This window comes from Actinomycetospora lemnae (genome assembly GCF_028737315.1).
In the GTDB taxonomy this organism is placed as follows: domain Bacteria; phylum Actinomycetota; class Actinomycetes; order Mycobacteriales; family Pseudonocardiaceae; genus Actinomycetospora; species Actinomycetospora lemnae.
In genome coordinates this window covers 111,944-136,194 of record NZ_JAQZAO010000007.1, presented here as the reverse complement: position 1 = coordinate 136,194, position 24,251 = coordinate 111,944, and the positions used below count along the sequence as shown (strand labels likewise).

24 protein-coding genes are annotated in these 24,251 nt (G+C 73.8%); 18 read left to right on the top strand and 6 right to left on the bottom strand.

All coding sequences use genetic code 11. From position 1 onward, the window contains the following. Window positions 1–2: 2 nt before the first annotated feature. The 8 genes from PGB27_RS17250 (at window position 3) to PGB27_RS17220 (ending at window position 7,567) form a co-directional block, all read left to right on the top strand. Window positions 3–1,307 carry an MFS transporter gene (locus tag PGB27_RS17250; RefSeq protein ID WP_274201618.1) on the top strand — a complete coding sequence of 435 codons (1,305 nt, stop codon included), beginning with the start codon at window positions 3–5 and terminating at the stop codon, window positions 1,305–1,307. Window positions 1,308–1,314: 7 nt separating this feature from the next. Continuing rightward, window positions 1,315–2,466, top strand: coding sequence for an LLM class flavin-dependent oxidoreductase (locus PGB27_RS17245; protein WP_274201617.1), 1,152 nt, complete (start codon window positions 1,315–1,317; stop codon window positions 2,464–2,466). Further along, on the top strand, window positions 2,406–2,597 hold the full coding sequence (locus PGB27_RS29450; RefSeq protein ID WP_408630086.1) for a putative leader peptide: 192 nt from the start codon (window positions 2,406–2,408) through the stop codon (window positions 2,595–2,597). Before PGB27_RS17245 ends, PGB27_RS29450 begins: the two co-directional genes overlap by 61 nt. A 100-nt stretch (window positions 2,598–2,697) precedes the next feature. Further along, window positions 2,698–4,479 carry a nitrite/sulfite reductase gene (locus PGB27_RS17240; protein ID WP_274201616.1) on the top strand — a complete coding sequence of 594 codons (1,782 nt, stop codon included), beginning with the start codon at window positions 2,698–2,700 and terminating at the stop codon, window positions 4,477–4,479. After that, window positions 4,476–4,616, top strand: coding sequence for an Insertion element protein (locus PGB27_RS17235; protein ID WP_274201615.1), 141 nt, complete (start codon window positions 4,476–4,478; stop codon window positions 4,614–4,616). The genes PGB27_RS17240 and PGB27_RS17235 overlap by 4 nt, the downstream gene beginning before the upstream one ends. Continuing rightward, window positions 4,613–5,374 (top strand): phosphoadenylyl-sulfate reductase, encoded by a 762-nt coding sequence (locus tag PGB27_RS17230; protein WP_274201614.1) that lies wholly within the window; start codon window positions 4,613–4,615, stop codon window positions 5,372–5,374. The genes PGB27_RS17235 and PGB27_RS17230 overlap by 4 nt, the downstream gene beginning before the upstream one ends. Continuing rightward, entirely contained in the window at window positions 5,371–6,291 is a 921-nt protein-coding gene (gene cysD, locus PGB27_RS17225; protein WP_274201613.1) for a sulfate adenylyltransferase subunit CysD, read from the top strand. The genes PGB27_RS17230 and cysD overlap by 4 nt, the downstream gene beginning before the upstream one ends. Window position 6,292: 1 nt before the next feature. Continuing rightward, complete coding sequence (locus tag PGB27_RS17220; RefSeq protein ID WP_274201612.1) at window positions 6,293–7,567, top strand: sulfate adenylyltransferase subunit 1; 1,275 nt, start codon at window positions 6,293–6,295, stop codon at window positions 7,565–7,567. 69 nt (window positions 7,568–7,636) lie between these two features. Here PGB27_RS17220 and PGB27_RS17215 read toward each other — a convergent pair whose 3' ends face one another. Beyond that, window positions 7,637–8,125 carry a beta-class carbonic anhydrase gene (locus PGB27_RS17215; protein WP_274201611.1) on the bottom strand — a complete coding sequence of 163 codons (489 nt, stop codon included), beginning with the start codon at window positions 8,123–8,125 and terminating at the stop codon, window positions 7,637–7,639. Window positions 8,126–8,539: 414 nt separating this feature from the next. Between PGB27_RS17215 and PGB27_RS17210 the strand changes: the two genes are divergently transcribed. From PGB27_RS17210 to PGB27_RS17200, 3 genes are read left to right on the top strand one after another with little or no spacing between them, the layout of a single operon-like run. Further along, on the top strand, window positions 8,540–9,838 hold the full coding sequence (locus PGB27_RS17210; RefSeq protein ID WP_274201610.1) for an MFS transporter: 1,299 nt from the start codon (window positions 8,540–8,542) through the stop codon (window positions 9,836–9,838). A 13-nt stretch (window positions 9,839–9,851) separates the two neighbouring features. Continuing rightward, entirely contained in the window at window positions 9,852–11,267 is a 1,416-nt protein-coding gene (locus PGB27_RS17205; RefSeq protein WP_274201609.1) for an LLM class flavin-dependent oxidoreductase, read from the top strand. Then, entirely contained in the window at window positions 11,264–12,460 is a 1,197-nt protein-coding gene (locus PGB27_RS17200; protein ID WP_274201608.1) for an acyl-CoA dehydrogenase family protein, read from the top strand. Before PGB27_RS17205 ends, PGB27_RS17200 begins: the two co-directional genes overlap by 4 nt. Here PGB27_RS17200 and PGB27_RS17195 read toward each other — a convergent pair. From PGB27_RS17195 to PGB27_RS17180, 4 genes are all read right to left on the bottom strand, one after another. Further along, complete coding sequence (locus PGB27_RS17195; protein WP_274201607.1) at window positions 12,451–12,789, bottom strand: cupin domain-containing protein; 339 nt, start codon at window positions 12,787–12,789, stop codon at window positions 12,451–12,453. The two genes, PGB27_RS17200 and PGB27_RS17195, sit on opposite strands and share 10 nt — an antisense overlap. Window positions 12,790–12,873: 84 nt before the next feature. Beyond that, window positions 12,874–13,848, bottom strand: coding sequence for a fumarylacetoacetate hydrolase family protein (locus tag PGB27_RS17190; RefSeq protein ID WP_274201606.1), 975 nt, complete (start codon window positions 13,846–13,848; stop codon window positions 12,874–12,876). Then, on the bottom strand, window positions 13,845–14,789 hold the full coding sequence (locus PGB27_RS17185; RefSeq protein ID WP_274201605.1) for an MBL fold metallo-hydrolase: 945 nt from the start codon (window positions 14,787–14,789) through the stop codon (window positions 13,845–13,847). The genes PGB27_RS17190 and PGB27_RS17185 overlap by 4 nt, the downstream gene beginning before the upstream one ends. Beyond that, entirely contained in the window at window positions 14,789–15,979 is a 1,191-nt protein-coding gene (locus PGB27_RS17180; protein WP_274201604.1) for a cytochrome P450, read from the bottom strand. Before PGB27_RS17180 ends, PGB27_RS17185 begins: the two co-directional genes overlap by 1 nt. Before the next feature lie 103 nt (window positions 15,980–16,082). Between PGB27_RS17180 and PGB27_RS17175 the strand changes: the two genes are divergently transcribed. Beyond that, window positions 16,083–16,679: a TetR/AcrR family transcriptional regulator gene (locus PGB27_RS17175; protein ID WP_274201603.1), complete on the top strand. Its 597-nt coding sequence runs from the start codon at window positions 16,083–16,085 to the stop codon at window positions 16,677–16,679. 12 nt (window positions 16,680–16,691) lie between these two features. Here PGB27_RS17175 and PGB27_RS17170 read toward each other — a convergent pair whose 3' ends face one another. Continuing rightward, on the bottom strand, window positions 16,692–17,111 hold the full coding sequence (locus tag PGB27_RS17170) for a hypothetical protein (RefSeq protein ID WP_274201602.1): 420 nt from the start codon (window positions 17,109–17,111) through the stop codon (window positions 16,692–16,694). A 115-nt stretch (window positions 17,112–17,226) separates the two neighbouring features. Between PGB27_RS17170 and PGB27_RS17165 the strand changes: the two genes are divergently transcribed. The 6 genes from PGB27_RS17165 to PGB27_RS17140 all read left to right on the top strand — a co-directional run bounded on the left by PGB27_RS17165 (window position 17,227) and on the right by PGB27_RS17140 (window position 24,246). Beyond that, a complete protein-coding gene (locus PGB27_RS17165) occupies window positions 17,227–17,928 on the top strand; it encodes a GNAT family N-acetyltransferase (protein ID WP_274201601.1) in 702 nt (233 codons plus the stop codon). Between the two features lie 14 nt (window positions 17,929–17,942). Next, on the top strand, window positions 17,943–19,106 hold the full coding sequence (locus PGB27_RS17160; RefSeq protein WP_274201600.1) for an LLM class flavin-dependent oxidoreductase: 1,164 nt from the start codon (window positions 17,943–17,945) through the stop codon (window positions 19,104–19,106). Between the two features lie 10 nt (window positions 19,107–19,116). Continuing rightward, window positions 19,117–20,502, top strand: coding sequence for an NtaA/DmoA family FMN-dependent monooxygenase (locus tag PGB27_RS17155; protein WP_274201599.1), 1,386 nt, complete (start codon window positions 19,117–19,119; stop codon window positions 20,500–20,502). An 82-nt stretch (window positions 20,503–20,584) separates the two neighbouring features. Continuing rightward, window positions 20,585–21,787, top strand: coding sequence for a trans-sulfuration enzyme family protein (locus PGB27_RS17150; protein ID WP_274201598.1), 1,203 nt, complete (start codon window positions 20,585–20,587; stop codon window positions 21,785–21,787). 177 nt (window positions 21,788–21,964) lie between these two features. Further along, entirely contained in the window at window positions 21,965–23,338 is a 1,374-nt protein-coding gene (locus tag PGB27_RS17145) for an MFS transporter (RefSeq protein WP_274201597.1), read from the top strand. A gap of 158 nt (window positions 23,339–23,496) precedes the next feature. Next, a complete protein-coding gene (locus PGB27_RS17140; protein ID WP_274201596.1) occupies window positions 23,497–24,246 on the top strand; it encodes a dienelactone hydrolase family protein in 750 nt (249 codons plus the stop codon). Window positions 24,247–24,251: the final 5 nt, after the last annotated feature.

Here is a 24,251-nt window from a genome sequence, read left to right as displayed (position 1 = left end):
GCATGACCACCGCCGCGCCCGAGATCGAGCAGCAGGACAGCACCAGCCCGCGCACGGTGCTCCTCGCGAGCCTCATCGGCACCACGATCGAGTGGTACGACTTCTTCCTCTTCGCCACCGCCGCGGGGATCGTCTTCCCGCGGCTGTTCTACGGGGACGGCGACCCGACGGTGGCGACGCTGCTGTCGTTCGCGACGTTCGCGATCGGCTTCGTCGCCCGGCCCATCGGCGGTCTGATCTTCGGCCACATCGGCGACCGCGTCGGCCGGCGCGAGACGCTGATCGTCACGATGGCGCTGACCGGGATCGCCACCGCCGCCATCGGCTTCCTGCCGAGCTACGCCGCGATCGGGGTCGTCGCCCCGATCCTGCTGGTCGTCCTGCGGGTCGTCCAGGGCATCGCGATCGGCGGCGAGTGGGGCGGCGCCGTGCTCATGGCCGTCGAGTACGCCCCGGACGGCAAGCGGGGCCTCTACGGCGCGACGCCGCAGATCGGGCTGGGCCTGGGCCTGGCGCTGGGCACCGGGGTGTTCGCGCTGCTCGGGCTGGTGATGGACGACGCCGCCTTCCTGTCCTGGGGCTGGCGGGTCGCGTTCATCGCGAGCCTCGTGCTCGTCGCCGTCGGCCTCGTCGTGCGCCTGGCCGTCATGGAGACCCCGGCGTTCCGGCGCCTGCAGGCCGCGGCCGAGGTCTCGCGCGTCCCGGCCGTCGACGTCCTGCGTGACCCGCCGTCGCGCCGCAACCTCGGCTGGACCCTGCTCGCGCGGTGGGCCGAGGGCGCCTCGTTCAACACCTGGGGCGTCTTCGTCCTGACCTACACGGTGGCGACGCTGAAGATGCCGCGCACCGAGGTCCTCGTCGCCGTCACCGTCGCCGCCGTCGTGAGCGCGCTCGTCGTCCCGCTCGCCGGGGCGTGGGGCGACCGGATCGGGCGCGGCAGAGTCTTCGCGGCCGGGTGCGTCGTGCTCGTCGTCGGGGTGTTCCCCGCGTTCGCCCTGCTCGGGACGGGGTCGATCGTCGCCGTCACCGCCGTGCTCGTCGTCATGCTCGGCCTGTCCTACGGCCTGTGCAGCGGCGCGGAGTCGACGCTGTTCGCCGAGGTCTTCCCCACCCGCACCCGCTACACCGGCATGTCCCTGGCCTTCCAGGGCGGCGGCATCTACGCCTCCGGGCTGACGCCGCTGATCCTCACCTCGCTGCTCGCCGCGGGCGGCGGCACGCCCTGGCTCGCCGCGGGCTACCTCGCGCTCGCCGGCGTCGTCAGCACCGTCGCCGCCCTGCGCGCGCGGCCACTGGAAACGCTCTAGGAGTCCCATGAGCCTCACCGCCCACTGGTTCCTGCCCACCTACGGCGACTCCCGCGGCCTCGTCGGCGGCGGTCACGGCGTGACGACCCGGGCCGCCGGCGCCGCGCGCCCCGCCGACCTCGGCTACCTCGCCCAGATCGCGCGCGCCGCCGAGACCGTCGGCTTCGAGGGCGCGCTCACGCCCACCGGCGCCTGGTGCGAGGACGCCTGGCTGACCACGGCGATGCTGGCCGGCGAGTCCGAGCGGCTGAAGTTCCTCGTCGCCTTCCGCCCCGGGGTCCTCTCCCCCACGCTCGCCGCCCAGCAGGCCGCCACCTTCCAGCGGCACTCGCAGGGTCGGCTGCTGCTCAACGTCGTCACCGGCGGCGAGCCCGCCGAGCAGCGTGCCTACGGCGACTTCCTCGGCAAGGACGACCGCTACGTGCGCACCGGGGAGTTCCTGGACGTCGTGCGCCGGCTGTGGGCGGGCGAGACGGTGACCCGCCGCGGCGAGCAGGTGCACGTGGAGTCCGCGGCGCTGACCCGCGTGCCCGACCCGGTGCCGCCGATCTACTTCGGCGGCTCGTCGCCCAAGGCCGGCGAGGTGGCCGCCGCGCACGTCGACGTGTACCTGACCTGGGGCGAGCCACCCGCGCAGGTGCGCGAGAAGATCGAGTGGGTCCGCGGGCTCGCCGCCGCGCAGGGCCGCGAGGTCCGCTTCGGTATCCGCCTGCACGTCATCACCCGCGACACCTCCGACGCCGCGTGGGCCCAGGCCGAGCAGTTCCTCGCGGGCATCCCCGACGAGATGATCGAGAAGGTCCAGGCGGGGCTGTCGAAGAGCGAGTCCGAGGGCCAGCAGCGGATGCGGGCCCTGCACGCGGGGGGCAGGAAGACCGCGGCGGACCTCGAGGTCGCGCCCAACCTGTGGGCCGGCGTCGGCCTCGTGCGCGGCGGCGCGGGCACCGCGCTCGTCGGCAGCCACACCGAGGTCGCCGACCGCATCCAGGAGTACTACGACCTCGGCGTCACCGAGTTCGTCCTCTCGGGGCACCCGCATCTCGAGGAGGCGTACTGGGTCGGCGAGGGCGTGCTGCCCGAGCTCGCCCGTCGCGGGTTGTGGTCCCACCCCGCCGGGACGGTCGACGCCACCCCCGCCGCGGTCCCGTTCGCCGAGTAGCGCGAGCATCACGTGGAAAAGCGCCCCCTGCTCGTGGCAGGCTGGAGATCGTGCGTGCGACGGGCCTGCTCCTGGTGAGCCGACTCCACGTCGACCTCGTGCGCCTCGCGAGCGCTCTCTGCCGACGCTGACCGCGTCCCGCCACCACCACCCGAGCGGGCACGCGCGCGTCTGGCGAGCCCTGCTCCGCGGTCGCGCGTGTCCGCGCACCCCCGGAGGAACCGCCCCGTCATGGTCGCTCGTTCTGGCGCCCCCTCGTCCGAGAACGCCCGCACCTCGGAGGAGTCGTACGCGGAGACCACCCCGCTGCGGCACCCCGGGGCCACCGAGGACGTGCCACCGAAGCCGAGGCCCGCGCGGGCGCGCAAGGGCAAGGCCGAGGGGCAGTGGGCCCTGGGCTACCGGGAGCCGCTCAACAAGAACGAGCAGTCCAAGAAGGACGACCACCCGCTCAACGTGCGTGCGCGCATCGAGAACATCTACGCCCACCGCGGCTTCGACTCGATCGACCCCGCCGACCTGCGCGGTCGCTTCCGGTGGATGGGGCTCTACACCCAGCGCGCCGAGGGCTTCCCGGGCACCGACACCGGGCACGTCGACGAGGAGCTGCTCGACGCGCCGCACTTCATGATGCGCGTGCGCGTCGACGGCGGCGGGCTGACCACCGAGCAGCTGCGGGTCATCGGCGAGATCTCCCAGACCTTCGCCCGCGACACCGCCGACGTCACCGACCGCGAGAACGTCCAGCTGCACTGGGTCCGCGTCGAGGACGTGCCGGAGATCTGGCGCCGCCTCGAGGCCGTCGGGCTCTCCACCACCGAGGCCTGCGGCGACTGCCCGCGCGTCGTGCTCGGCTCGCCCGTGGCGGGCATCAGCGCCGACGAGATCATCGACGGCACGCCGGCCATCGAGGAGATCGTCGAGCGCTTCATCGGCGACCGGTCGCTCGCGAACCTGCCCCGCAAGTTCAAGACCGCGATCTCCGGGCAGCAGGACGTCGCGCACGAGGTCAACGACGTCAGCTTCGTCGGCGTCGTGCACCCCGAGCACGGCCCCGGCTTCGACCTCCAGGTCGGCGGCGGCCTGTCGACCAACCCGAAGCTCGCGGTGCGGCTCGGGGCGTGGGTGCCGCTCGACGAGGTCGCCGACGTCTGGCACGGCGTCACCTCGGTGTTCCGCGACTACGGCTACCGGCGGCTGCGCACCCGCGCGCGGATCAAGTTCCTCATCGCCGACTGGGGCCCGGAGAAGTTCCGCCAGGTCCTCGAGGACGAGTACCTCGACCGCAAGCTGGTCGACGGCCCCGCGCCCGAGGAGATCGCCGGGATCATCGACCACGTCGGCGTCCACCAGCAGGTCGACGGCAACCACTACGTCGGCGTCGCCCCGCCGGCCGGGCGCACCAGCGGCTCGACGCTCGTCGGCGTCGCGAAGGCCGCCGAGGAGGCCGGGTCGACGCGGGTGCGCCTCACGCCGTACCAGAAGATCCTGGTCCTGGACGTGCCGCCGGCGAACCTCGACGGCCTGACCACCGCGCTCGACCACCTCGGCCTGCCGGCGCGGCCCACGCCGTGGCGCCGGGCGACGATGGCGTGCACGGGCCTGGAGTTCTGCAAGCTCGCGTTCGTCGACACCAAGAACCGCGCCGGCGAGCTCGTCGAGGAGCTGGACCGGCGCCTCGCCGACGTCCAGGACACCCTCGAGCACCCGATCTCGATCAACCTCAACGGCTGCCCGAACTCCTGCGCGCGGGTCCAGGTCGCCGACATCGGGCTCAAGGGCCAGATCATCAACGACGCCGACGGCAACCCGGCCGCGGGCTTCCAGGTGCACCTGGGCGGCGGCCTCGGCCTCGACGCCGGCTTCGGCCGCAAGCTGCGCGGCCACAAGGTGCTCTCGGCCGAGCTCGGCGACTACGTCGAGCGGGTCGTGCGCACCTTCGTCGAGCACCGCGAGGACGGCGAGCGCTTCGCCCAGTGGGTCGTGCGCGCGGACGAGGCCCAGCTGTCATGAGGTTGGCCCTCCAGTACTGCCCCTACTGCGGCGAGCAGGACCTGCGCCCCCGCGAGGACCCCCAGGGCGCCTGGGAGTGCGCGGACTGCCGCAGCACGTTCGTCGTCACACCCGTCGCACAGGAGGCCCGGCGATGACCAGTACGGACACGCAGCGAAGCGGAGCTGGACCATCCGGGACGGAAACGCGGGAGGACCTGCGCACCGCCGCCCTCGCCGCCGGCGAGCGCTTCGCCGCCCGCGAGGGGGCCGTGGGCCACGAGGAGCTCACCCGGGAGATCCTGGCCTGGGCCGCCGAGACCTACGGCGCCGATCTCATCGTCGCCTCGAACATGCAGGACGCGGTGCTGGTCGAGCTCGGCGCCGCCGCCCGCCCCGGTGTGGACGTGCTGTTCCTCGAGACCGGCTACCACTTCGCCGAGACCCTCGGCACCCGTGACGCGGTCGCGCAGGTCTACGGCGTGCGCATCGTGCAGGCCGAGCCCGAGCTGACCGTCGCCGAGCAGGACGCGACCTACGGCAAGGACCTCTTCGCCACCGACCCCGGCGCGTGCTGCGGCATGCGGAAGGTCGAGCCGCTGCGCAAGACGCTGGCGAACTACGACGCCTGGGTCACCGGCGTGCGCCGTGTCGAGGCCCCGACCCGGGCCACCACTCCCCTGGTCACCTGGGACGAGCGCCACGGGCTGGTCAAGATCAACCCGATCGCGCACTGGAGCGACGAGCAGATGCAGGACCACATCCGCGAGCACGCGGTGCTGGTCAACCCGCTGGTGGACGCGGGCTACCCGTCCATCGGCTGCGCGCCCTGCACCGCCAAGCCGGCCCCGGGCGCCGACCCGCGCAGCGGCCGCTGGGCGGGCTTCACCAAGACCGAGTGCGGGCTGCACGGATGAGCCTCGACACGACGGCGCTGCCGGCGCCCACCGACCAGCTCGACGCGCTCGAGTCCGAGGCCATCCACGTCATCCGCGAGGTCGCCGGTGAGTTCGACCGTCCGGTGATCCTCTTCTCCGGCGGCAAGGACTCGATGCTGCTGGTGCACCTGGCCGCGAAGGCGTTCTGGCCCGCGCCGATCCCGTTCCCGGTGCTGCACGTCGACACCGGGCACAACTTCGACGAGGTCATCGAGTTCCGCGACCGCGTCGTCGAGCGCTACGGGCTGACCCTCGAGGTCGCCCGCGTGCAGGACTACATCGACGACGGGCGCCTGGCCGAGCGCGCCGACGGCACCCGCAACCCCCTGCAGACCACGCCGCTGCTCGACGCCATCGCCGAGCACCGCCACGACGCCGTCTTCGGTGGCGGGCGCCGCGACGAGGAGCGCGCGCGGGCCAAGGAGCGGGTGTTCAGCCTGCGGACCGCGTTCGGGCAGTGGGAGCCGTCGCGCCAGCGCCCCGAGCTGTGGAACCTCTACAACGGTCGCCACAAGCCCGGCGAGCACGTGCGCGTGTTCCCGCTGTCGAACTTCACCGAGCTCGACGTCTGGCGCTACATCGCCCGCGAGGGCGTCGAGCTGCCGTCGATCTACTACGCGCACACCCGCGAGGTCTTCGCCCGCGACGGGATGTGGCTGACCAGCGGGCCGTGGGGCGGGCCCCGCGACGGCGAGGAGATCGTCACCAAGTCGGTGCGCTACCGCACCGTCGGCGACGGCTCCTGCACCGGCGCGGTGGAGTCGACGGCGTCGACGCTCGACGAGGTGCTGGCCGAGGTCCGCGAGAGCCGCCTCACCGAGCGTGGGGCGACGCGCGCCGACGACCGCCTGTCGGAGGCCGCCATGGAGGACCGCAAGCGAGAGGGCTATTTCTGACATGGCTGATCTGCTCAAGCTCGCGACCGCGGGGTCCGTCGACGACGGGAAGTCCACCCTCGTCGGGCGGCTGCTCTACGACACCAAGTCGGTGCTCGCCGACCAGATGGAGGCCGTCGAGCGGGCGACGCAGGGCGGTGGGGATCCCGACCTGTCGCTGCTGGTCGACGGCCTGCGCTCGGAGCGCGAGCAGGGCATCACCATCGACGTCGCCTACCGGTACTTCGCGACGCCGCAGCGCTCGTTCGTCCTCGCCGACACCCCCGGCCACGTGCAGTACACCCGCAACACGGTGACCGGCGCGTCGACCGCACAGCTGGCTGTCCTGCTGGTCGACGCCCGCCACGGCGTCGTCGAGCAGACGCGCCGGCACGTCGCGGTGATGGGCCTGCTGCGGGTGCCGCGCCTCGTGCTCGCGGTGAACAAGATGGACCTCGTCGACTTCGACGAGAACACCTACTGGCGCATCGCCAAGGAGTTCGCGGGGCTCACCGAGGCGCTGGGCTACGCCGAGGACGCCGTCGTCGCGATCCCGCTGTCGGCGAAGAAGGGCGACAACGTCGTCCTGAGCTCGGAGCACACGCCCTGGTACGAGGGCCCGACGCTGCTCGACCACCTCGAGTCGGTGCCGGTCGAGGGCGCCGACCACGAGGCGCCGTTCCGGTTCCCGGTGCAGTACGTCGTGCGCCCCCGCACCGAGGCGCACCCCGACTACCGCGGCTACGCCGGGCGGGTCGCCGCCGGCACGGTGCGCGTCGGCGACGAGGTCGAGGTGCTGCCCGACGGGCAGCGCACCCGGGTCGAGGGCATCGACACCTTCGACGGCGAGCTCGAGGCCGCCCACGACGGGCAGAGCGTCGTCCTGCGCCTGGCCGACGACCTGGGGATCGCGCGCGGCGCCCTCCTCGCGGCGGCCGGCGCGCCCGAGCCCGTCACCGAGTTCGACGCGACCCTCGCGTGGCTGCACGAGAAGCCGCTGCGTCCCGGCGCGCGCCTGCTGCTCAAGCACGGGACGCGCACCGTGCAGGCGATCGTCGGCGCGGTGACCCACCGCCTCGACACCGAGGACCTGTCGGTCGTCGAGGACCCGGGCGAGCTCGGCATCAACGACATGGGCCAGGCGTCGCTGACGGTCTCCGAGCCGCTGCCGCTCGACCCGTACGACGAGGTCGCCGCCACCGGGTCGTTCCTGCTCATCGACCCGCAGGCCGGCGACACGCTCGCCGCCGGTCTGGTCGGGCGCCCGCTGGTCGCCCGGCCGCTCGAGGTGCGCTGAGGCGTCGGGAGTTCGGGGGCGAGGACGCCGTCGCTGCGTGGGACGCAGCGAGGGCGTCCCTCGCTCCCGCTACTGCACCTCGCTGAGCTTGCCGGTGGCGACGTCGAGCACGAACCCGCGCACCGAGCCCTTGTTCTTGACGAACGGGCTGTCGGTGATGCGCTTGATCGAGTCGCGGACGTCGGCCTCGAGGTCGGGGAACGCGCGCGCCTCCCAGGTCGGGCGCTGACCCGCCTCCTTCTCGAGGATGTCGGCGAACTGCTCGTCGGTGAAGGTCACCATGCCGCAGTCGGTGTGGTGGATGAGCACGATCTCCTCGGTGCCGAGGAGGTGCTGGCTGATCGCGAGCGAGCGGATGGTGTCGTCGGTGACGACGCCGCCGGCGTTGCGGATGACGTGCGAGTCGCCCTCGTGCAGGCCCAGCGCGCCGTAGGGGTTCACGCGGGCGTCCATGCAGGCCACGACGGCGGTCTTGCGCGCCGGCGGCAGGGGTAGCTCGCCCGGGAACTGCTGGACGTAGGTCTCGTTGTTCTTCAGGTACTCGTCGGTGACGGACACGGGGAGCCTCCGCGGCTTCGGGTCGGACGTGGACACGACGATCCGGCCGCGCGAGCGGGTGGTCGGGACGGGCGACGGGCGTGCGTCGACGGACCCCGGGCGCTCACGCGGCCCGGCGACACCACTGGTCGAACTCCACGACGCGCCGGCTCGGCCAGAACGGCTCGAGGGCGCACCGACGCATCCACCCATCTCACCGCAGCCATCGGTCCGGCCGCAACGCACCGGACGGGAGCACATGGCCGGGGCCACACCCCGGTTGCGGCGCCTCGCCGCAGCGCCGACGATCGTCGATCGTGATCCCCCGGCCGGTGCTGACGCGGCGACGCCACGTCGACCTCATGCGCACCGCCCACGGCACCTGTCGCTGACACACGCCTCCGCACCCCGTCCCCCCGCGTCCCGGGAGCCCGTGTGTCCGCCGTCCAGTCCCCCGTCGCGCCCGCGCGCACCCCGCGCCGGGTCGCCCTCGCCAGCGCCGTCGGCACCACCATCGAGTGGTACGACTTCTACCTCTACGCCACCGCCACCGCGCTGGTGTTCAACCAGCTGTTCTTCCCCTCGATCAGCCCCACCGCCGGCACGCTCGCGGCCTTCGCGACGTACGCCGCCGGGTTCGGCGCGCGGCCGATCGGCGCGGTGATCGCCGGGCACCTCGGCGACCGCCTCGGGCGCCGCACGGTCCTCGTCGGCGCGCTCGTGCTCATGGGCGTCGCCACCACGCTGATCGGCGTCCTGCCGACCTTCGCGGCGATCGGCGTCGCCGCCCCCGTGCTGCTCGTGGTGCTGCGGATCCTGCAGGGCCTCGCGGTCGGCGGCGAGTGGGCCGGCGCGGCGATCCTCGCCGTCGAGCACGCCCCGCCGCGACGGCGCGGGTTCTTCGGCAGCTTCACCCAGCTCGGGTCGCCGGCCGGGATGCTGCTCGCCACCGGACTGTTCTTCCTCGTGCGCACGGCCGTCGGCGACGCCGCGTTCGTCGAGGGCTGGTGGCGCCTGCCGTTCCTGGCCAGCGCGGTGCTCGTGGTCGTCGGGCTGGTCATCCGCCTGCGGATCTCCGACGCGCCGGAGTTCGCCGAGCTCCGCGCGCAGGGCAAGGTCGCGCGACTGCCCGTCGTCGAGGTGTTCCGGGCCGCGCCGCGCGAGGTGCTGCTGACCACCGGCCTGCGCCTCTCGCAGATCGCGCTGTTCGTCCTCATCACGACCTACGGCCTGACCTACATCGCGGGCGAGCTCGGCCGCGGCTCGAGCGCCGGGCTGCTCGGCGTGGTCATCTCGTCGGCGCTGGGCCTCGCGACGACCCCGCTGTGGGCGATCCTGTCCGACCGCATCGGGCGCCGAAAGCCCTACCTGGTCGGCGCGGTCGGCGGCACCGTGACGCTGCTGCTGTTCTTCCTCGCCGTCGGCACCGGGTCGACGCTGCTGGTCGTGCTGGCCGTGGTGCTCGCGGTCAACGTCACCCACGACGCCATGTACGGCCCGCAGGCGGCGTGGTTCGCGGAGCTGTTCACCGTGCGGCTGCGCTACAGCGGCGCCTCGCTGGGCTACGGCATCGGCTCCGTGATCGCCGGTGGCTTCGCCCCGCTGGTCGCCGCGGCCGTCGTCGGCGCGACCGGCTCGTTCTGGCCCGTCGTGGTGATCTTCGCGGGGGTGTCGGTGCTGACGATCCTCTCGGCTGTCTTCGCGCGCGAGACGGCGTTCGACGACGTGGTCTGACAGAAAGGACGCCGTGCCCCCCGACAAGCGGAGAATCCACCTCAACGCCTTCGCCATGAACTGCGCCGGCCACCAGTCGGCGGGGCTCTGGCGCCACCCCGACGACCAGGGGTTCCGCTACACCGACCTCGACCACTGGATCGGGCTGGCCCGCACGCTCGAGGACGCGGGGTTCGACGCGCTGTTCCTCGCCGACGTGCTCGGGATCTACGACGTGTACGGCGGGTCGCGGGACGCGGCGGTGCGGGCGGGGGCGCAGGTCCCGCTCGGTGACCCGATGCTGCTGGTCCCGGCCCTGGCCGCGGCGACCTCACGGCTGGGCTTCGGGGTGACGGTGTCGGTGAGCTACGAGCACCCGTACGCGCTGGCCCGCCGGTTCACGACGCTCGACCACCTGACGAAGGGCCGGGTCGCCTGGAACGTCGTCACCGGCTACCTGTCCAGCGCGGCGGCGAACCTGGGGCTGGGGGACGCGCAGCGCAGCGGAGCCGGACCATCGAATCGGCAGCTCCCCCACGACGAGCGCTACGCGATGGCCGAGGAGTACCTCGAGGTCTGCTACAAGCTCTGGGAGACCTCCTGGGACGAGGACGCCGTGGTCCGCGACGTCGAGCGCGGCGTCTACACCGACCCGGCGAAGGTCCACGACGTCGCCCACCACGGCACGTGGTTCGACGTGCCGGGTCCGTTCCTCTGCGAGCCCTCGCCGCAGCGCACGCCGACGATCTTCCAGGCGGGCGCCTCGTCGCGCGGCAAGGCGTTCGCCGGCAAGCACGCCGAGGCGGTGTTCGTGTCGGGGCCGACGACCGGTGTCGTCGCGAAGTCGGTGGCGGGCATCCGCGCGGCGGTCGCCGAGGCGGGCCGTGACCCCGAGTCGGTGACGATCTTCGTGCAGCTCGCGCCGGTGGTGGCGGAGACGTCGTCGGCGGCGCAGGAGCTCTACCAGTCCTACCTCGCGGCGGCGTCGCGCGAGGGCGCGATGGCGCTGTTCGGCGGGTGGACCGGGCTCGACCTCGCCGATGTGCCGCCCGACGAGCCGCTGCGCCACGTGCACACCGAGGCCGGGCAGACCGCCCTCGCGTCGTTCACCACCGACGACCCGGACCGGGAGTGGACGATCGACGAGATCGCCGCGCACCTCGCGGTCGGTGGTCGCGGGCCGGTGGCGGTGGGCTCGCCGACCGACGTCGCCGACGAGATGGAGCGCTGGATCGACGAGACCGGCGCCGACGGGTTCAACCTCGCCTACGCGGTCACGCCCGGCACGTTCGAGCAGGTCGCGACGCTCGTCGTCCCGGAGCTGCGCCGTCGGGGGCGGATGCCGGAGACCCCGCCGAGCGGGACGCTGCGCGAGGTGCTGGGCGGCACGGGACCGCGGGCGGACGCGAGCCACCCGGCCGGGGCGCTGCGCGCGTCCCGCGTCCCGTGAGCCCCGCGTCGCGGACCGCCGCCGAGCCCGAGGTCGCCGCGCTGCTCGCCGGGATCGCCGCGGGCGCCGCGGAGCGGGAGCGGACCGACGCCTCGCCGTTCGGGGAGGTGGCCGTGGTGGCGCGCGCCGGGCTGGGCGCGCTGTCGCTGCCGGTGGACGAGGGCGGGCGCGGCGCGTCGGTGCGGGAGGTGCTGGCGTTCGTCGTCGACCTCGCCGAGGCCGACCCGATCGTCGCCCACGTGCTGCGCACCCACTACAGCCAGGTCATCGGCTTCCTGCGCCACCCCGACCGGGACGTCCGCCGGCGGTGGCTCGACGAGATCCGCGCCGGGAAGGTGTTCGGCAACGCGATCAGCGAGACCGGCCCGGCCGCGGCGGGCGGGCACGAGTTCGACACCCGGCTCGAGGAGGTCGACGGCCGCCTGGTCCTCAACGGCACGAAGTACTACAGCACCGGGACGCTCTACGCGGACTGGATCGCGGTCGCGGCCCGGGTGCCCGAGGACCGGGTCGCCACGGTGATGGTGCCCGCCGACCGCGCCGGCGTGGACGTCGTCGACGACTGGGACGGCATGGGCCAGAGCCGGACGGGCACCGGCACGACGACGTTCACCGACGTGGCCGTCGAGCCCCGCGACGTGCTGGGGTCGCGGCCGCGCCTCGAGCCGCGCCCACCGGGCGACGTCGCGTTCCTGCAGCTCTACCTGCACGCGCTGGTCGCCGGGATCCTGCGCTCGGTGGCCACGGACGCGGCCGGCGTGGTCCGCGCGCGCAGCCGCACCTTCGAGCACGCGCCCACGCCGCAGGCCGTCGACGACCCGATCCTGCACGAGGTCGTCGGCCGGCTGTCGGCGACGGCGTGGACCGCGCAGGCGGCGGTGCTCACCGCGGCCGACGCGATCGACGCGGTGATGGCGGCGTGGGCGGAGGGCGAGCCGACCGAGGAGCTGCTGCTCGCGGCGTCGCTCGCGCACACGTCGGTGAAGGTGCACCTCGACCGCGTCGCCCTGGACGCGGCGACGACCCTGTTCGACGTCGGCGGGGCCTCGGCGTCCAGCCGCGCCCGCAACCTCGACCGGCACTGGCGCAACATCCGCACGATCACGCTGCACAACCCGGCGAGCTACAAGGCGGCCGCCATCGGCCGGCACCTCGTCACCGGGGCCCCGCTCCCGACGAACGGCTACTTCTGAGCGAGCTTGGCCACCGTCAGCAGGACCACTGCGTCCTCGACGGCCTCGAGCCGGTGGCGGCCGTCGGACACGACGAGCAGGTCGCCCCGGCGCCCGTCCCACGAGTCCTTCTCCGACACGAGCCGCACCCGGCCGTGCAGCACGACCAGCGTCGCCTCGCCGGGGTTCTCGTGCTCGCCGAGCTCGCGACCGCCCGTCAGCGCGATGACCGTCTGGCGCATGACGTTGCCGTGCCCGCCCACCACCGTGTGGGCGGCGCGCCCGGCCGAGCTGCTGCGCGCCGCCGTGAGCTGCTGGCGGGCGCAGGCGTCGAGGGAGAGCTTGAGCATGGTCGTCCCCGTCCGTGCCGTGGTGGTGGTGGACGACCATGGTCACCGCTCGGGCCCGAGCGGGGACACCGCCGAACGACACGATCAGGTACTCGTCCACGGACGGGGCCGTCGCGCGTGCCCGACCCGGGCCTTCGGCACGGGCACCGGCTCGGCACCCGCGACGACGCGGTTCGACACCGACCCGATGCCCTCCACGACCAGCGTGACGACGTCCCCCGGCCGCAGCGGCGGCGGCGCCGCGTCGCCCGCCTGGGCCCAGTACTCGAGCAGGCAGCCCGTGCCGCAGGTCCCCGACGCGAGCACGTCACCGGTCCGCAGCTCCGCCCCGCGCGAGGCGTAGGCGACGATCTCCTCGAACGACCACGCCATGCTCGCCGAGGTGTCCCCGCCGCCCGGCAGCGGGACGCCGTTGACCTCCGCGTGCATCTCCAGCGCCAGCCGGTCGTCCCGACGGAAGGGCGCCAGCTCGTCGGCGGTGACGATCCACGGTCCGAGGGTGTTGGCGAAGTCCTTGCCCTTGACCGGACCGAGGCCCACGGGGATCACCGGCGCCATGAGGTCACGGGCGGACCAGTCGTTGAACAGCGTGTACCCGGCGATGTGGTCGCCCGCCTGCTCGGGGGTCAGGTCCCGTCCGGGCCGGCCGATGACGGCGGCGAGCTCGAGCTCGAAGTCGAGCCGCTCGCACCCCGGCGGCACCGCGACCGGCTCGTCCGGCCCGATGACGGCATTGGTGTTGGAGAAGTAGAAGACGGGCTGCTCGTACCACTCCGGGGGTGGTGCCGTGCGGCCGAGCAGCTTGAGGCTGCCCTCGAGGTGCTCCTCGAAGGTGATGTGGTCGCGCAGGGTCGGGGGCGCCACCGGCGCGAGCAGCCGCATGTCCGACAACGGACGCGGCGCGCCGTCGGCGGCCCGGTCGACGAGCGCGGTGCGCTCGGCCGGCGTCGCGGCGAGCACCTCCTCCACGGTGACGTGGGCCGCGAGCGGCTGGACCCGGTCCCCGTCGACGACACCGACCCGGCGGGCCCCGTCGACCTCGATGCGGGCGATCTTCATGCGGGGTCTCCCAGCTCGAACGCGGCGATGCGGCCGAACTGCTCCAGGCGGTCGGCGCGGGGGCGGGACGGGTCGAGCTCCTCGTAGACGTTGAGCACGTTGGCGGCGATGCGGCCCTGCTCGGACATCACCGCGAACCGGCCGAGGTCGATCGACGCGACGGCCTCCTCGACGGTCAGACCGGCCTCGAACCGCTTGGTCGCCTCCTGCTCGACGAACACGAGGTAGTCGCGGACCCACCGGACGCCGTCCTTGTCGGTGAGCGGCCCGTGACCGGGCACGATCGCGGTGAGCGTGAGGTCGAGGATGCGGTCGCAGGCGGCGATGCACCGCGCGACCGGACCCGTCCACACGAGCGGGGCGCCGCCGATGAAGAGGATGTCGCCGGTGTAGACGACGCCGGCGTCCGGCACGTGGACCAGGACGTCGCCCGGGGTGTGCGCGGGGCCGACCTGGATGAGCCGCACCTGGCGCCCGCCGACGTCGAGGTCGAGCTCGCCGGTGAAGGTGCGGGTGGGCGGGGTGGCGACGATCCCGGTGAGGTCGAAGTGGCCCGAGATCGAGCGGCTGAACGCGCCGAGCTGGTCGTCGCGCGCGGACAGGCCCGCCAGCTCGGTGATCGCGGCCGGGGTCATCAGCGCCGCGGCGGCCTCGGAGGCGACGATCTCCACCTCGGGGCCGGCGACCAGTTGGTTGCCGTGCCAGTGGTCGCCGTCGGAGTGCGTGTTCACCAGGGTCCGGATCGGGTGGCCCGCGGTCAGCGGCGCGTACCCGTCGAGCATCTCCGCGGTGTGCGGGAGGTCGTAGTGCGTGTCCACCAGCAGCGACACCCCGACACCGCGCACCAGCCCCGTGTTGCTCTCGCCCCACCGGCCCTCCGGGAGCAGCCAGGCGTGACAGTCGCCGCCGAGGTCGTGGGGGCCCTTCGCGTAGCTCGCCATCACGCCGCCACCAGGCGGACCGGCAGCGCGTCGAACTTGCGCATGGTGCCGCTGGGGCTGCGCACCGCGTCGCCGGTGCGCTCGAAGCGGCGCACCCGGCGGGTGAGCTCGGTGAGCATCGCGGTCGCCTCCGTCCGCGCCAGCGGGGCGCCGAGGCACAGGTGGATCGACGTGCCGAGCGCGAGGTGCGTGCGGGCGTTCTCCCGGGTGACGTCCAGCCGGTCCGGGTCGGCGAACTGCCGGGGGTCGCGGCCCGTCGACCCCAGGACCGCGCAGACCGTGGCGCCGGCGGGGATCGCGACCCCGGCGACCTCGGCCTCGTCGCGGGTGCGGCGGTAGAAGACGCGGAACGGCGCCTCGAAGCGCAGCAGCTCCTCGACCGCGTTCGGGACGAGGTCGGGGCGGGACCGCAGCAGGTCCCACTGGTCCGGCTGCTCGATGAACGCGTCGATCGCGTTGCCCAGGAGCGCGCCGGTGGAGTCGATCCCGGCCAGCCAGATGGAGGCCAGCGTCATCAGGCGCTCGGGGCCCTCCGGGTCGAGCCCGCCGGTGGAGCCGCCGTCCATGATCAGCCGTCCGAGGCAGTGGGCGGGCAGGCCGGGGATGCCGTCCTCGCCCAGCCACGTCAGGGCCTCGAGCAGGAGCTCGGTGTGCCGCGGGTCGGCCGCCGGCTCCTGGGCACGCACGACGGCGTCGCTCCAGTCGACCAATGCCTGGCAGCTCGGCGGGGTGAGGCCGGTGAGCATCTCCATCGCGCGGTCGGGCATCGGCTGGGCCAGTGCCGGGACGGCGTCGACCTCCCCCTGCGCGAGCGCCTGGTCGACGATCGTGGTGGCGGCGGCCTCGATCCCCCGCCGCAGCGTCTCGATCTCGGCCCGGGCGAACGGCGGCTGGACGGCCCGGCGGATGCGGGTGTGTTCCGGCGGGTCGGTCTCGATCAGCGGATAGCGCTCGGTGCGGCCGAGTGCGCTCTCGTAGGTGGCGCCGTCGCCGGACACGAAGCGGCGGTGGTCGCGCAGGACCGCGGCGGCCTCGGCGTAGCCGGGCACGAGCCAGATCCCGCGCTCCGGCTCGTAGGTGGCCGGCCCATGCCCGCGCAGCTCGGCGTAGAGGGGGTAGGGGTCGCGCAGGGCCTCGATCCGGTACAGGTCGATGGCGTCGGGCCGCGGCGCCGCAGCTACGTTGGACATACTTCTCCCTGGTGAGAGGGTTGCACTCGGGTGCAGGTGGCGGTTCCGGAACAGTTGCACCCGAGTGCAGGACGTGTCAAGCGTCACGACGACGGGAGCGACGGTGAGCGCGGCCGAGCAGGGCGCCGGGGGCGGACGCGCGTCCGCGACGAGGGACGTCCTCTACGAGGCGGCGGCCGCGCTGTTCGTGGAGCGCGGCTACGAGGACACGACGATGGCGGACATCGCCGAGCGGGCGGGCACGTCGCGGCGCACGGCGTTCAACCATTTCCCCAGCAAGGGCGACATCCCGATGCTGTGGACCCGGCGCATGGCCGACGACGCCGTCGAGGTGATCACGGAGTCGACCGACGAGCCGGCGCCGGAGCGCATCCGCGCCTACTTCCGCCTGATCAGCCGGCTGGTCGAGGCGGAGCCGGAGCTGACCCGGCAGATGATGCTCGGCTGGACCGCGGCGACCGGCCCGATCCGCTACGAGTCCCAGCTCCTGGCCGACCTGCGGCCCCTGCTGCGCGAGGGCCAGGAGCGCGGGGAGGTCGCAGCGGACGTCGACGTCGCCGAGGCCGCGCGCACCCTGTCCGACGTCTACATGGGTGTGGTCTTCCGATGGGTCCGCGACCCCGACGCGCTGGGGTCGTTCCAGGACGTCGCCGACGGCGGGATCGAGCTGGTGCTCTCGGCCGTCCGGGCGCGGGGCTGAGATGCTTCGGTGTCACGCCGGGGTCCGGTGCTCGAGCAGGGCCTCGGTAGGCGCCTGCACGGGGAGGGACGCGGCCTCGCGCAAGCGGCGGGCGGTGGCGCTGTCGGCGACGTAGCCCGCGCCGCCGACGACGGCCGCCTCGAGCCGCGTCGCCTCGCCGGCGAGCCGCGCGGCCTCGTGGCGCAGCGCCGCCTGGTCGCGCGGCCCGGCGGTCGCGGGGGCTGCGGCGACGGCGTGCAGCGACGCCCAGGCCGCCTCGACGGACGCGGCGACCTCGTCGACGCGCGGCGCCCGCGACGCGGCGACGCCGGGGAGACGCGGGCGCGCCTCCGCGACCGACCGCCGCGCCGGCCCCTGGCAGAACGCCGAGGGCACGAGCATCCGCCGCGGCCGGCAGGCACCGACGAAGGCCGGCGGGTCCTCGGTGAGCACCCGCTCCGGGGCGAGGCGACGTCCGTGAGCGTCAGCTCCGCTCCCCCGTGTCATCACCTGCGGCGGAGCCGCACCGGGCCGGAATGGTGTCGCGGCGCGGGCGGTTGTCGCCTGAGTGGCACCCGGACACCCCGGGCCGCTCGACGAGCCGGTCCGCAGCTCCCTGCTCGGCGCCCACGCGCACCTGGCGCAGGCCCTCGGGGACGCACGGCGCTACGACCCCGACGTCACGCCGTTCCTCGCCGAGCCCCGCAGCGCGGCCGAGTGGGACGACGTCGCCGCGCTCGTCGGGCCCGGCAACACCACGGTCGTCCCGGCCTTCGGGCTCCTCGACCCCGCCGGCCTCGAGGTCGCGCGGACCATGGCCGGGGTCCAGCTCGTCGGCGACGAGGTCACGGGTCACGACGACCCCGACCTGGTCCGCCTCGGCCCCGACGACGTCCCGGCGATGCGCGAGCTCGTCGCCCGTACGCGTCCCGGGCCGTTCGGGCCGCGGACCATCGCCACGGGCACCTACCTGGGCGTCGTCGAGGACGGCGAACTCGTCGCCATGGCCGGTGAGCGCCTGCACCCACCCGGGTACACCGAGATCAGCGCGGTCTGCACCGACGCGGCGCACCGCGGCCGGGGGCTCGCGACCCGGCTCGTCCTGGCCGTCGCCGCCGGCATCCGGGCGCGGGGCGAGATCCCGTTCCTGCACGCCTCGGCGTCGAACATCGGCGCGATCCGGCTCTACGAGGCCCTCGGCTTCCGGTTGCGCGCCCGCCCCGACTTCACCGCCCTGACCGTCCCGAGCGACGTCCCCGCGCGGACGTAGCGGACAGGAGGACCATGACCCAGGAGTCAGCGCTGCACCTGGCGGTCGCCCTCGACGGCACCGGCTGGCACCCGGCGTCGTGGCGCGAGCCCGGCGCCCGTGCCGACGAGCTGTTCACCGCGGGCTTCTGGGTCGACCAGGTCCGCGAGGCCGAGGCGGGCCTGCTCGACCTCGTCACGTTCGAGGACTCCTTCGCCCTCGACACCGACCGCGCCGACCGCGCGCAGGGACGCCTCGACGCCCAGCTCGTCGCCCTGCGCGTCGGGCCGGTGACGAGCCGGATCGGGCTGGTACCGACGGTCGTCGCGACGCACACCGAGCCCTTCCACGTCTCCACCGAGATCGCGACGCTCGACTACGTGACGACCGGGCGGGCCGGGGTGCGGGTCAAGGTGTCGTCGCGCGCGGACGAGTACGCCCTGTTCGGGCGCCGGGAGTACGGCGCGGAGAGCCACGAGGGCCTGTTCGACGAGGCGGCCGACCACATCGAGGTCCAGCGCCGGCTGTGGGACTCGTGGGAGGACGACGCCGAGATCCGCGACGCCGCGACCGGCCGGTTCGTCGACCGCGACAAGCTGCACTACATCGACTTCTCCGGCGCCCACTTCTCGGTGCGCGGGCCCTCGATCACCCCCCGCCCGCCGCAGGGCCAGCCGCTGGTCAGCGCGCTCGCGCACGTCGACGTCGCCTACCGGCTCGCGGCCCGCGGCGCCGACCTCGTCTTCGTGACGCCCGGCGGGGTGGGGCGCGCCGGCCCGACCGGCGACGCGGAGGCCATCCTGCGCCAGGTCCGCGCCGAGGAGGCGTCGGTGGGGCGCACGGGCGAGGAGCTGCGCGTCCTCGGCGACCTGCTCGTCGTGCTCGACGACAGCGTCGACGCCGCCCGCGAGCGCCTGGCCCGCCTCGACGCGACCGACGGCGAGGAGCTGCGCAGCGACGCCCGCATCCTCACCGGCACGGTCGGCGACGTCGCCGACGTCCTCGAGTCCTGGCACGCGACCGGGCTCGCCGGCGCCCGGCTGCGCCCGGCCGTCACCGCCCACGACCTGCCCCGCATCACGCGCGAGCTCGTCCCCGAGCTGCAGCGCCGGGGGCTGTTCCGCACCGCCTACGACGCCGACACGCTGCGGGGCCACTTCGGCCTCGCGCGGCCCGCCGACCGCTACGCGCAGGTCTGAGGAGGACACCATGGCGAAGAAGCAGATCCACCTCGCCGCCCACTTCCCCGGCGTCAACAACACGACGGTCTGGAGCGACCCCGCGTCGGGCAACCACATCGAGTTCGCATCGTTCCGCCGCTTCGCGCAGACCGCGGAGCGGGGCAAGTTCGACTTCCTGTTCCTCGCCGAGGGCCTGCGGCTGCGCGAGCAGGGCGGGCGCATCTACGACCTCGACGTCATGGGCCGCCCCGACAACGTCGCGATCCTGCAGGCGCTCGCCGCCGTCACCGACCACATCGGCCTGGCCGGCACCGTCAACTCGACGTTCAACGAGCCGCTCGACGTCGCCCGCAAGCTCGCGACGCTCGACCACCTCTCGGGCGGGCGCGCGGCCTGGAACGTCGTGACCAGCTGGGACGAGTTCACCGGCGAGAACTTCCGCCGCGGCGGCTACCTGCCCAAGGACAAGCGCTACCTGCGCGCCCAGGAGATGCTCGCGACCGCGCAGGCCCTGTGGGACTCGTGGGACGCCGACGACGTGCTCGCCGACGCCGCGTCCGGGCAGTTCCTGCGCCACGGCGACGCCGGGCGGTTCGCGATCCGCTCGGACCAGTTCGACATCTCCGGGCGCTTCCCGGTGCCGCGCAGCCCACAGGGGCGTCCGGTGATCATCCAGGCCGGCGACTCCGAGGAGGGTCGCGAGTTCGCCGCCTCGAGCGCGGACGCGATCTTCACGCGGCACGCGGAGCTGGAGGCCGGCCAGGAGTTCTACGCGGACGTGAAGCGGCGGCTGGAGAAGTTCGGCCGGCGCCCCGAGGACCTCAAGATCCTGCCGGCGGCGACCTTCGTGCTCGGGGACACCGAGGAGGAGGCCGCGGAGAACGCGCGGCAGGTCCAGTACCAGCAGGTCGGGCCGGCGACGGCGATCGCGTTCGCCGAGCAGGTCTGGAACCGCGACCTCTCCGACGTCGACCCCGACGGCCCCGTCCCCTCGTTCGACCCGAAGACCGACGACGACGTCGACTCCGGGGGCCACATCTCGAAGGGCCGGGCGAGCGTGCGGATGTACCGCGACCCGGTCGCGACCGCGAACGAGTGGCGCGAGCTCGGCGAGCGCGAGGGGCTCTCGCTGCGCGAGGTCGTCATCCGCAAGAACGGGCGCCACACGTTCGTCGGGACCCCGCAGCGCGTCGCGGACACGATCGACGAGTTCGTGCAGTCCGACGCGTCGGACGGGTTCGTGCTGGTCCCGCACATCACGCCGGGCGGGATGGACCCGTTCGTCGACCAGGTCGTGCCGCTGCTGCAGGAGAAGGGCTCGTTCCGCACCGAGTACGAGGGCACGACCCTGCGCGAGCACCTCGGCCTCCGGCCCTCCCCCACCACCGTCGCCGCGGTCAGCGTGGAGGCGTAGGCCGGACGCCGTCCGTGAGCGATCTTTCGAGCTATACCTCGAAAGTCCGCTCACGACCAGCCGGAGTGACACCATCCCCGGCGTGACCCGCCCCGACAAGCGCCACCCCGACACCCTCGGGTTCGCGACGCAGGCCGTGCACGCCGGCAACGCCGTCGACGCGGGGAGCGGGGCGATCCGCACGCCGATCGTCATGGCGAACTCCTACGCGCTGCCGGAGAACCCCGAGGAGCTGTCGTGGTCGGGGTTCGACGTGCCGCTCTACACCCGCAACACCGGGGCCAACCAGCGCGCGCTGCAGCAGAAGCTCGCGCTGCTCGAGGGCGGTGAGGACGCCGTCGTGCTCGCGACCGGTGTCGCCGCGCTGCACGGGGTGTTCTTCACGTTCCTGCGCACCGGCGACCACGCGGTGGTCTCCGACGTCACCTACGAGGCGAGCTGGCGGCTCTTCGCCGACATCCTGCCGGCGCGCTACGGCGTCGAGGCGACGTTCGTCGACACGAGCGACCCCGACGTCGTTCGGGCGGCCATGCGCCCGAACACGAAGCTCGTGCACACCGAGGTCATCGCCAACCCGACGACGCGGGTGTGCGACATCGCGGCCGTCGCGGAGATCGCGCACGGCGGCGGGGCGCTGCTGTCGGTGGACTCCACGTTCACCCCGCCCCCGCTCTACCGGCCGCTGGCCGACGGGGCCGACCTCGTCGTGCACTCGCTGACCAAGGTCATCAACGGGCACGGTGACGCGATGGGCGGCGTGGTCGTCGGCGCCCGGGAGCACATCGACGCGATCCGGGCCGAGGCGATGGTCGACGTCGGCGGCGTGGTCTCGCCGTTCAACGCCTGGCTGATCTCCCGGGGCGCGATCACCCTGCCGCTGCGCCTGCGCCAGCACGTCACGTCGGCGCAGCGGGTCGCGGAGTTCCTCGCCGACCACCCGGCCGTCGCCTACGTGACCTACCCCGGCCTGCCCGACCACCCGCAGCACGCGCTCGCGACGCGCCAGCTCGGCGGGCGCGGCCACGGCTGGATGATGGCCTTCGCCCTCGACGGCGACGCCGCGCTGCAGAACCGGTTCGTCGCCGACCTGCGCGTCGTCACCTCCGCGGTCTCGCTCGGCCACGACGAGAGCCTCATCGTCCACGTCGGCACCACCGGGGCGCGGGCCGCGCGCTGGCCCGAGGAGTTCCGCCGCTACGGGCACCTGCGCTTCTCGGTCGGGCTGGAGGACCCCGACGACCTCATCGCCGACCTCGCGGCCGCGCTGGACACGATCCGTGCGTGATCGTCCCACCCGGGTGGGGGACGGTCGGCCCGGGCGGGACGTCGCACCTCTGCAGCGCGAGCGTTCCGCCGACACGGGGCAGGTGATCGTGCAGACGACCCCTCGGGCAGCACTGGGTGGACGAAAGCCGGGCTTCCGTGATGTACAGGACGATCCGGACGCCTACGGTTCCCGCTCATGAGCGCGTCGCCATCACGGGCACCCTCCCGCACGCCCATCGTCAAGGTGGTCGCCGCGAGCATGCTCGGCACCACCGTCGAGTGGTACGACTTCTTCCTCTACGGCGTCGCCGCGGCGATCGTCTTCCCCGCGGTGTTCTTCCCCGACGCCGACCCCGTCGCGGGCACCCTGTTGTCCTTCGGCACCTTCGCGATCGGCTTCATCGCCCGGCCGCTGGGCGGGCTCGTCTTCGGTCACTACGGCGACAAGATCGGTCGCAAGAAGCTCCTCGTCGTCAGCCTGATGATGATGGGCGTCTCGACGTTCCTCATCGGCCTGCTGCCCGGCTACGCGACCATCGGTCTCGCCGCGCCGCTGCTGCTGGTGCTCCTGCGCCTGATCCAGGGCTTCGCGCTCGGCGGCGAGTGGGGCGGAGCGGTGCTCATCGTCTCCGAGCACGGCGACCCCAAGCGTCGCGGATTCTGGGCGAGCTGGCCGCAGGCCGGGGCGCCCGCCGGGCAGCTGCTCGCCAACGGCCTGCTCGCGCTGCTGGCCGTCGTGCAGTCCGAGGCGGCCTTCCAGGACTGGGGTTGGCGCATCCCCTTCCTGCTCTCCGCGATCCTCATCGGCATCGGGCTCTACGTGCGGCTCTCGGTCGAGGAGTCACCGGTGTTCCGCCAGGCCCAGGAGCGCGCGGCCGCGGCGGCCGCGGAGCGGACGGACGGGACCACCGCGAAGGACAGCATGCCGATCCTCGAGGTGTTCCGTCGTTACCCCCGCGAGGTCGTCACGGCGATGGGCGCGCGCTTCGCCGAGAACGTCTCCTACTACATCTTCACGATCGTCATCTCGACCTACATGACCCAGCAGTTCGGTCTGCCGTCGTCGTTCGTGCTGGGCGCGGTCCTCATCGGCGCCGCGGTGCACGTCGTGACGATCCCGCTCTGGGGCGCGGTCTCCGACCGGGTCGGGCGCCGGCCGGTCTACGTGTTCGGCGCCGCCGGGGTGGGCCTCTGGGCGTTCGCGTTCTTCGCCCTGCTCAACACCGAGAGCTTCGCCCTCACCGCCCTCGCGGTCGTCGTCGGCCTCGTCCTGCACGGCGCCATGTACGGGCCGCAGGCGGCCTTCCTGTCCGAGCTGTTCGGCACGAAGGTCCGCTACTCGGGTGTGTCCATCGGCTACCAGCTGGCCTCGGTGGCCGCGGGCGGGCTCGCGCCGATCATCTCGGTGGCCCTGCTCTCGGCCTTCGGCACCGGCTACGCGATCGCGGCCTACGTCGCCGCGAGCTCGGTGCTGACGTTGGTCGCCGTCCTGTCCTATCGCGAGACCCGCGACCGGGACCTGAGCGCCGACGCGGGCTTCGGCCGGGCTGAGAGACCGGCGTCGTCCTGAGGTCCCGCGCAGCCCTGCGCGGCAGGGTCGTCGCGGCCGCCACGGAACCGGGCGAGGATCGTCCCGGAGCCCGGCAACGCCTACGCCGCGTGTAGCGCACCGTCCGCCGGCCGCGAACACGGGCCCGTGCGAGGCGTGCGGTCCCTAGCGTCCCGGTCATGACGGTGACCACGCGCTCGGTCGAGTACCCGGCCGACGGGCTGACGATGGTGTCCCACCTCGCGCTGCCGAGCGGCGACGGCCCGCGCCCCGCGGTCCTCGTCGGACCCGAGGGGCCGGGGCTCAACGCGTTCCAGCGCCGCCGCGCCGACGCGCTGGCCGAGCTCGGGTACGTCGCGCTGGCGTTCGACATCCACGGCGGGCGGTGGTTCGACGACCCCCAGGAGATGCTGGCGCGCGTCATGCCGCTGCTCGGCGACCCCGAGCGGCTGCGCGACATCGGGCACGCGGCGCTCGACGTGCTGCGCGCCGAGCCCCGCACCGACCCCGACCGCGTCGCCGCGATCGGCTACGGCACCGGGGGCGCGATCGGGCTGGAGCTCGGGCGCGCCGGCGTCCCGCTGCGGGCGATCGCGACCGTCAACGGGCTGATCACGGGCCGGCCCGGCGAGGCCGCGAACATCCCCTGCCCGGTGTGGGCCGGCGTCGGGTCGGAGGACCCGATCCAGCCGCCGGCGCAGCGCGAGGCCTTCGCCGCCGAGATGCAGGAGGCGGGCGTCGACTGGCGCCTCGTGGTCTACGGCGGCGCGCAGCACGCCTTCCACCACCCGCCGACCAACCCCGACGGGTCGGTCACCACCGACGGCGAGTACGGCCAGGCCGTGCTCCCCGGCGTCGGGTACCACGCGCGGCACGCGCAGCGGGCGTGGGACGACGTCGTGGGCCTGCTCGCCGAGTGCCTGGCGTGAGTGCT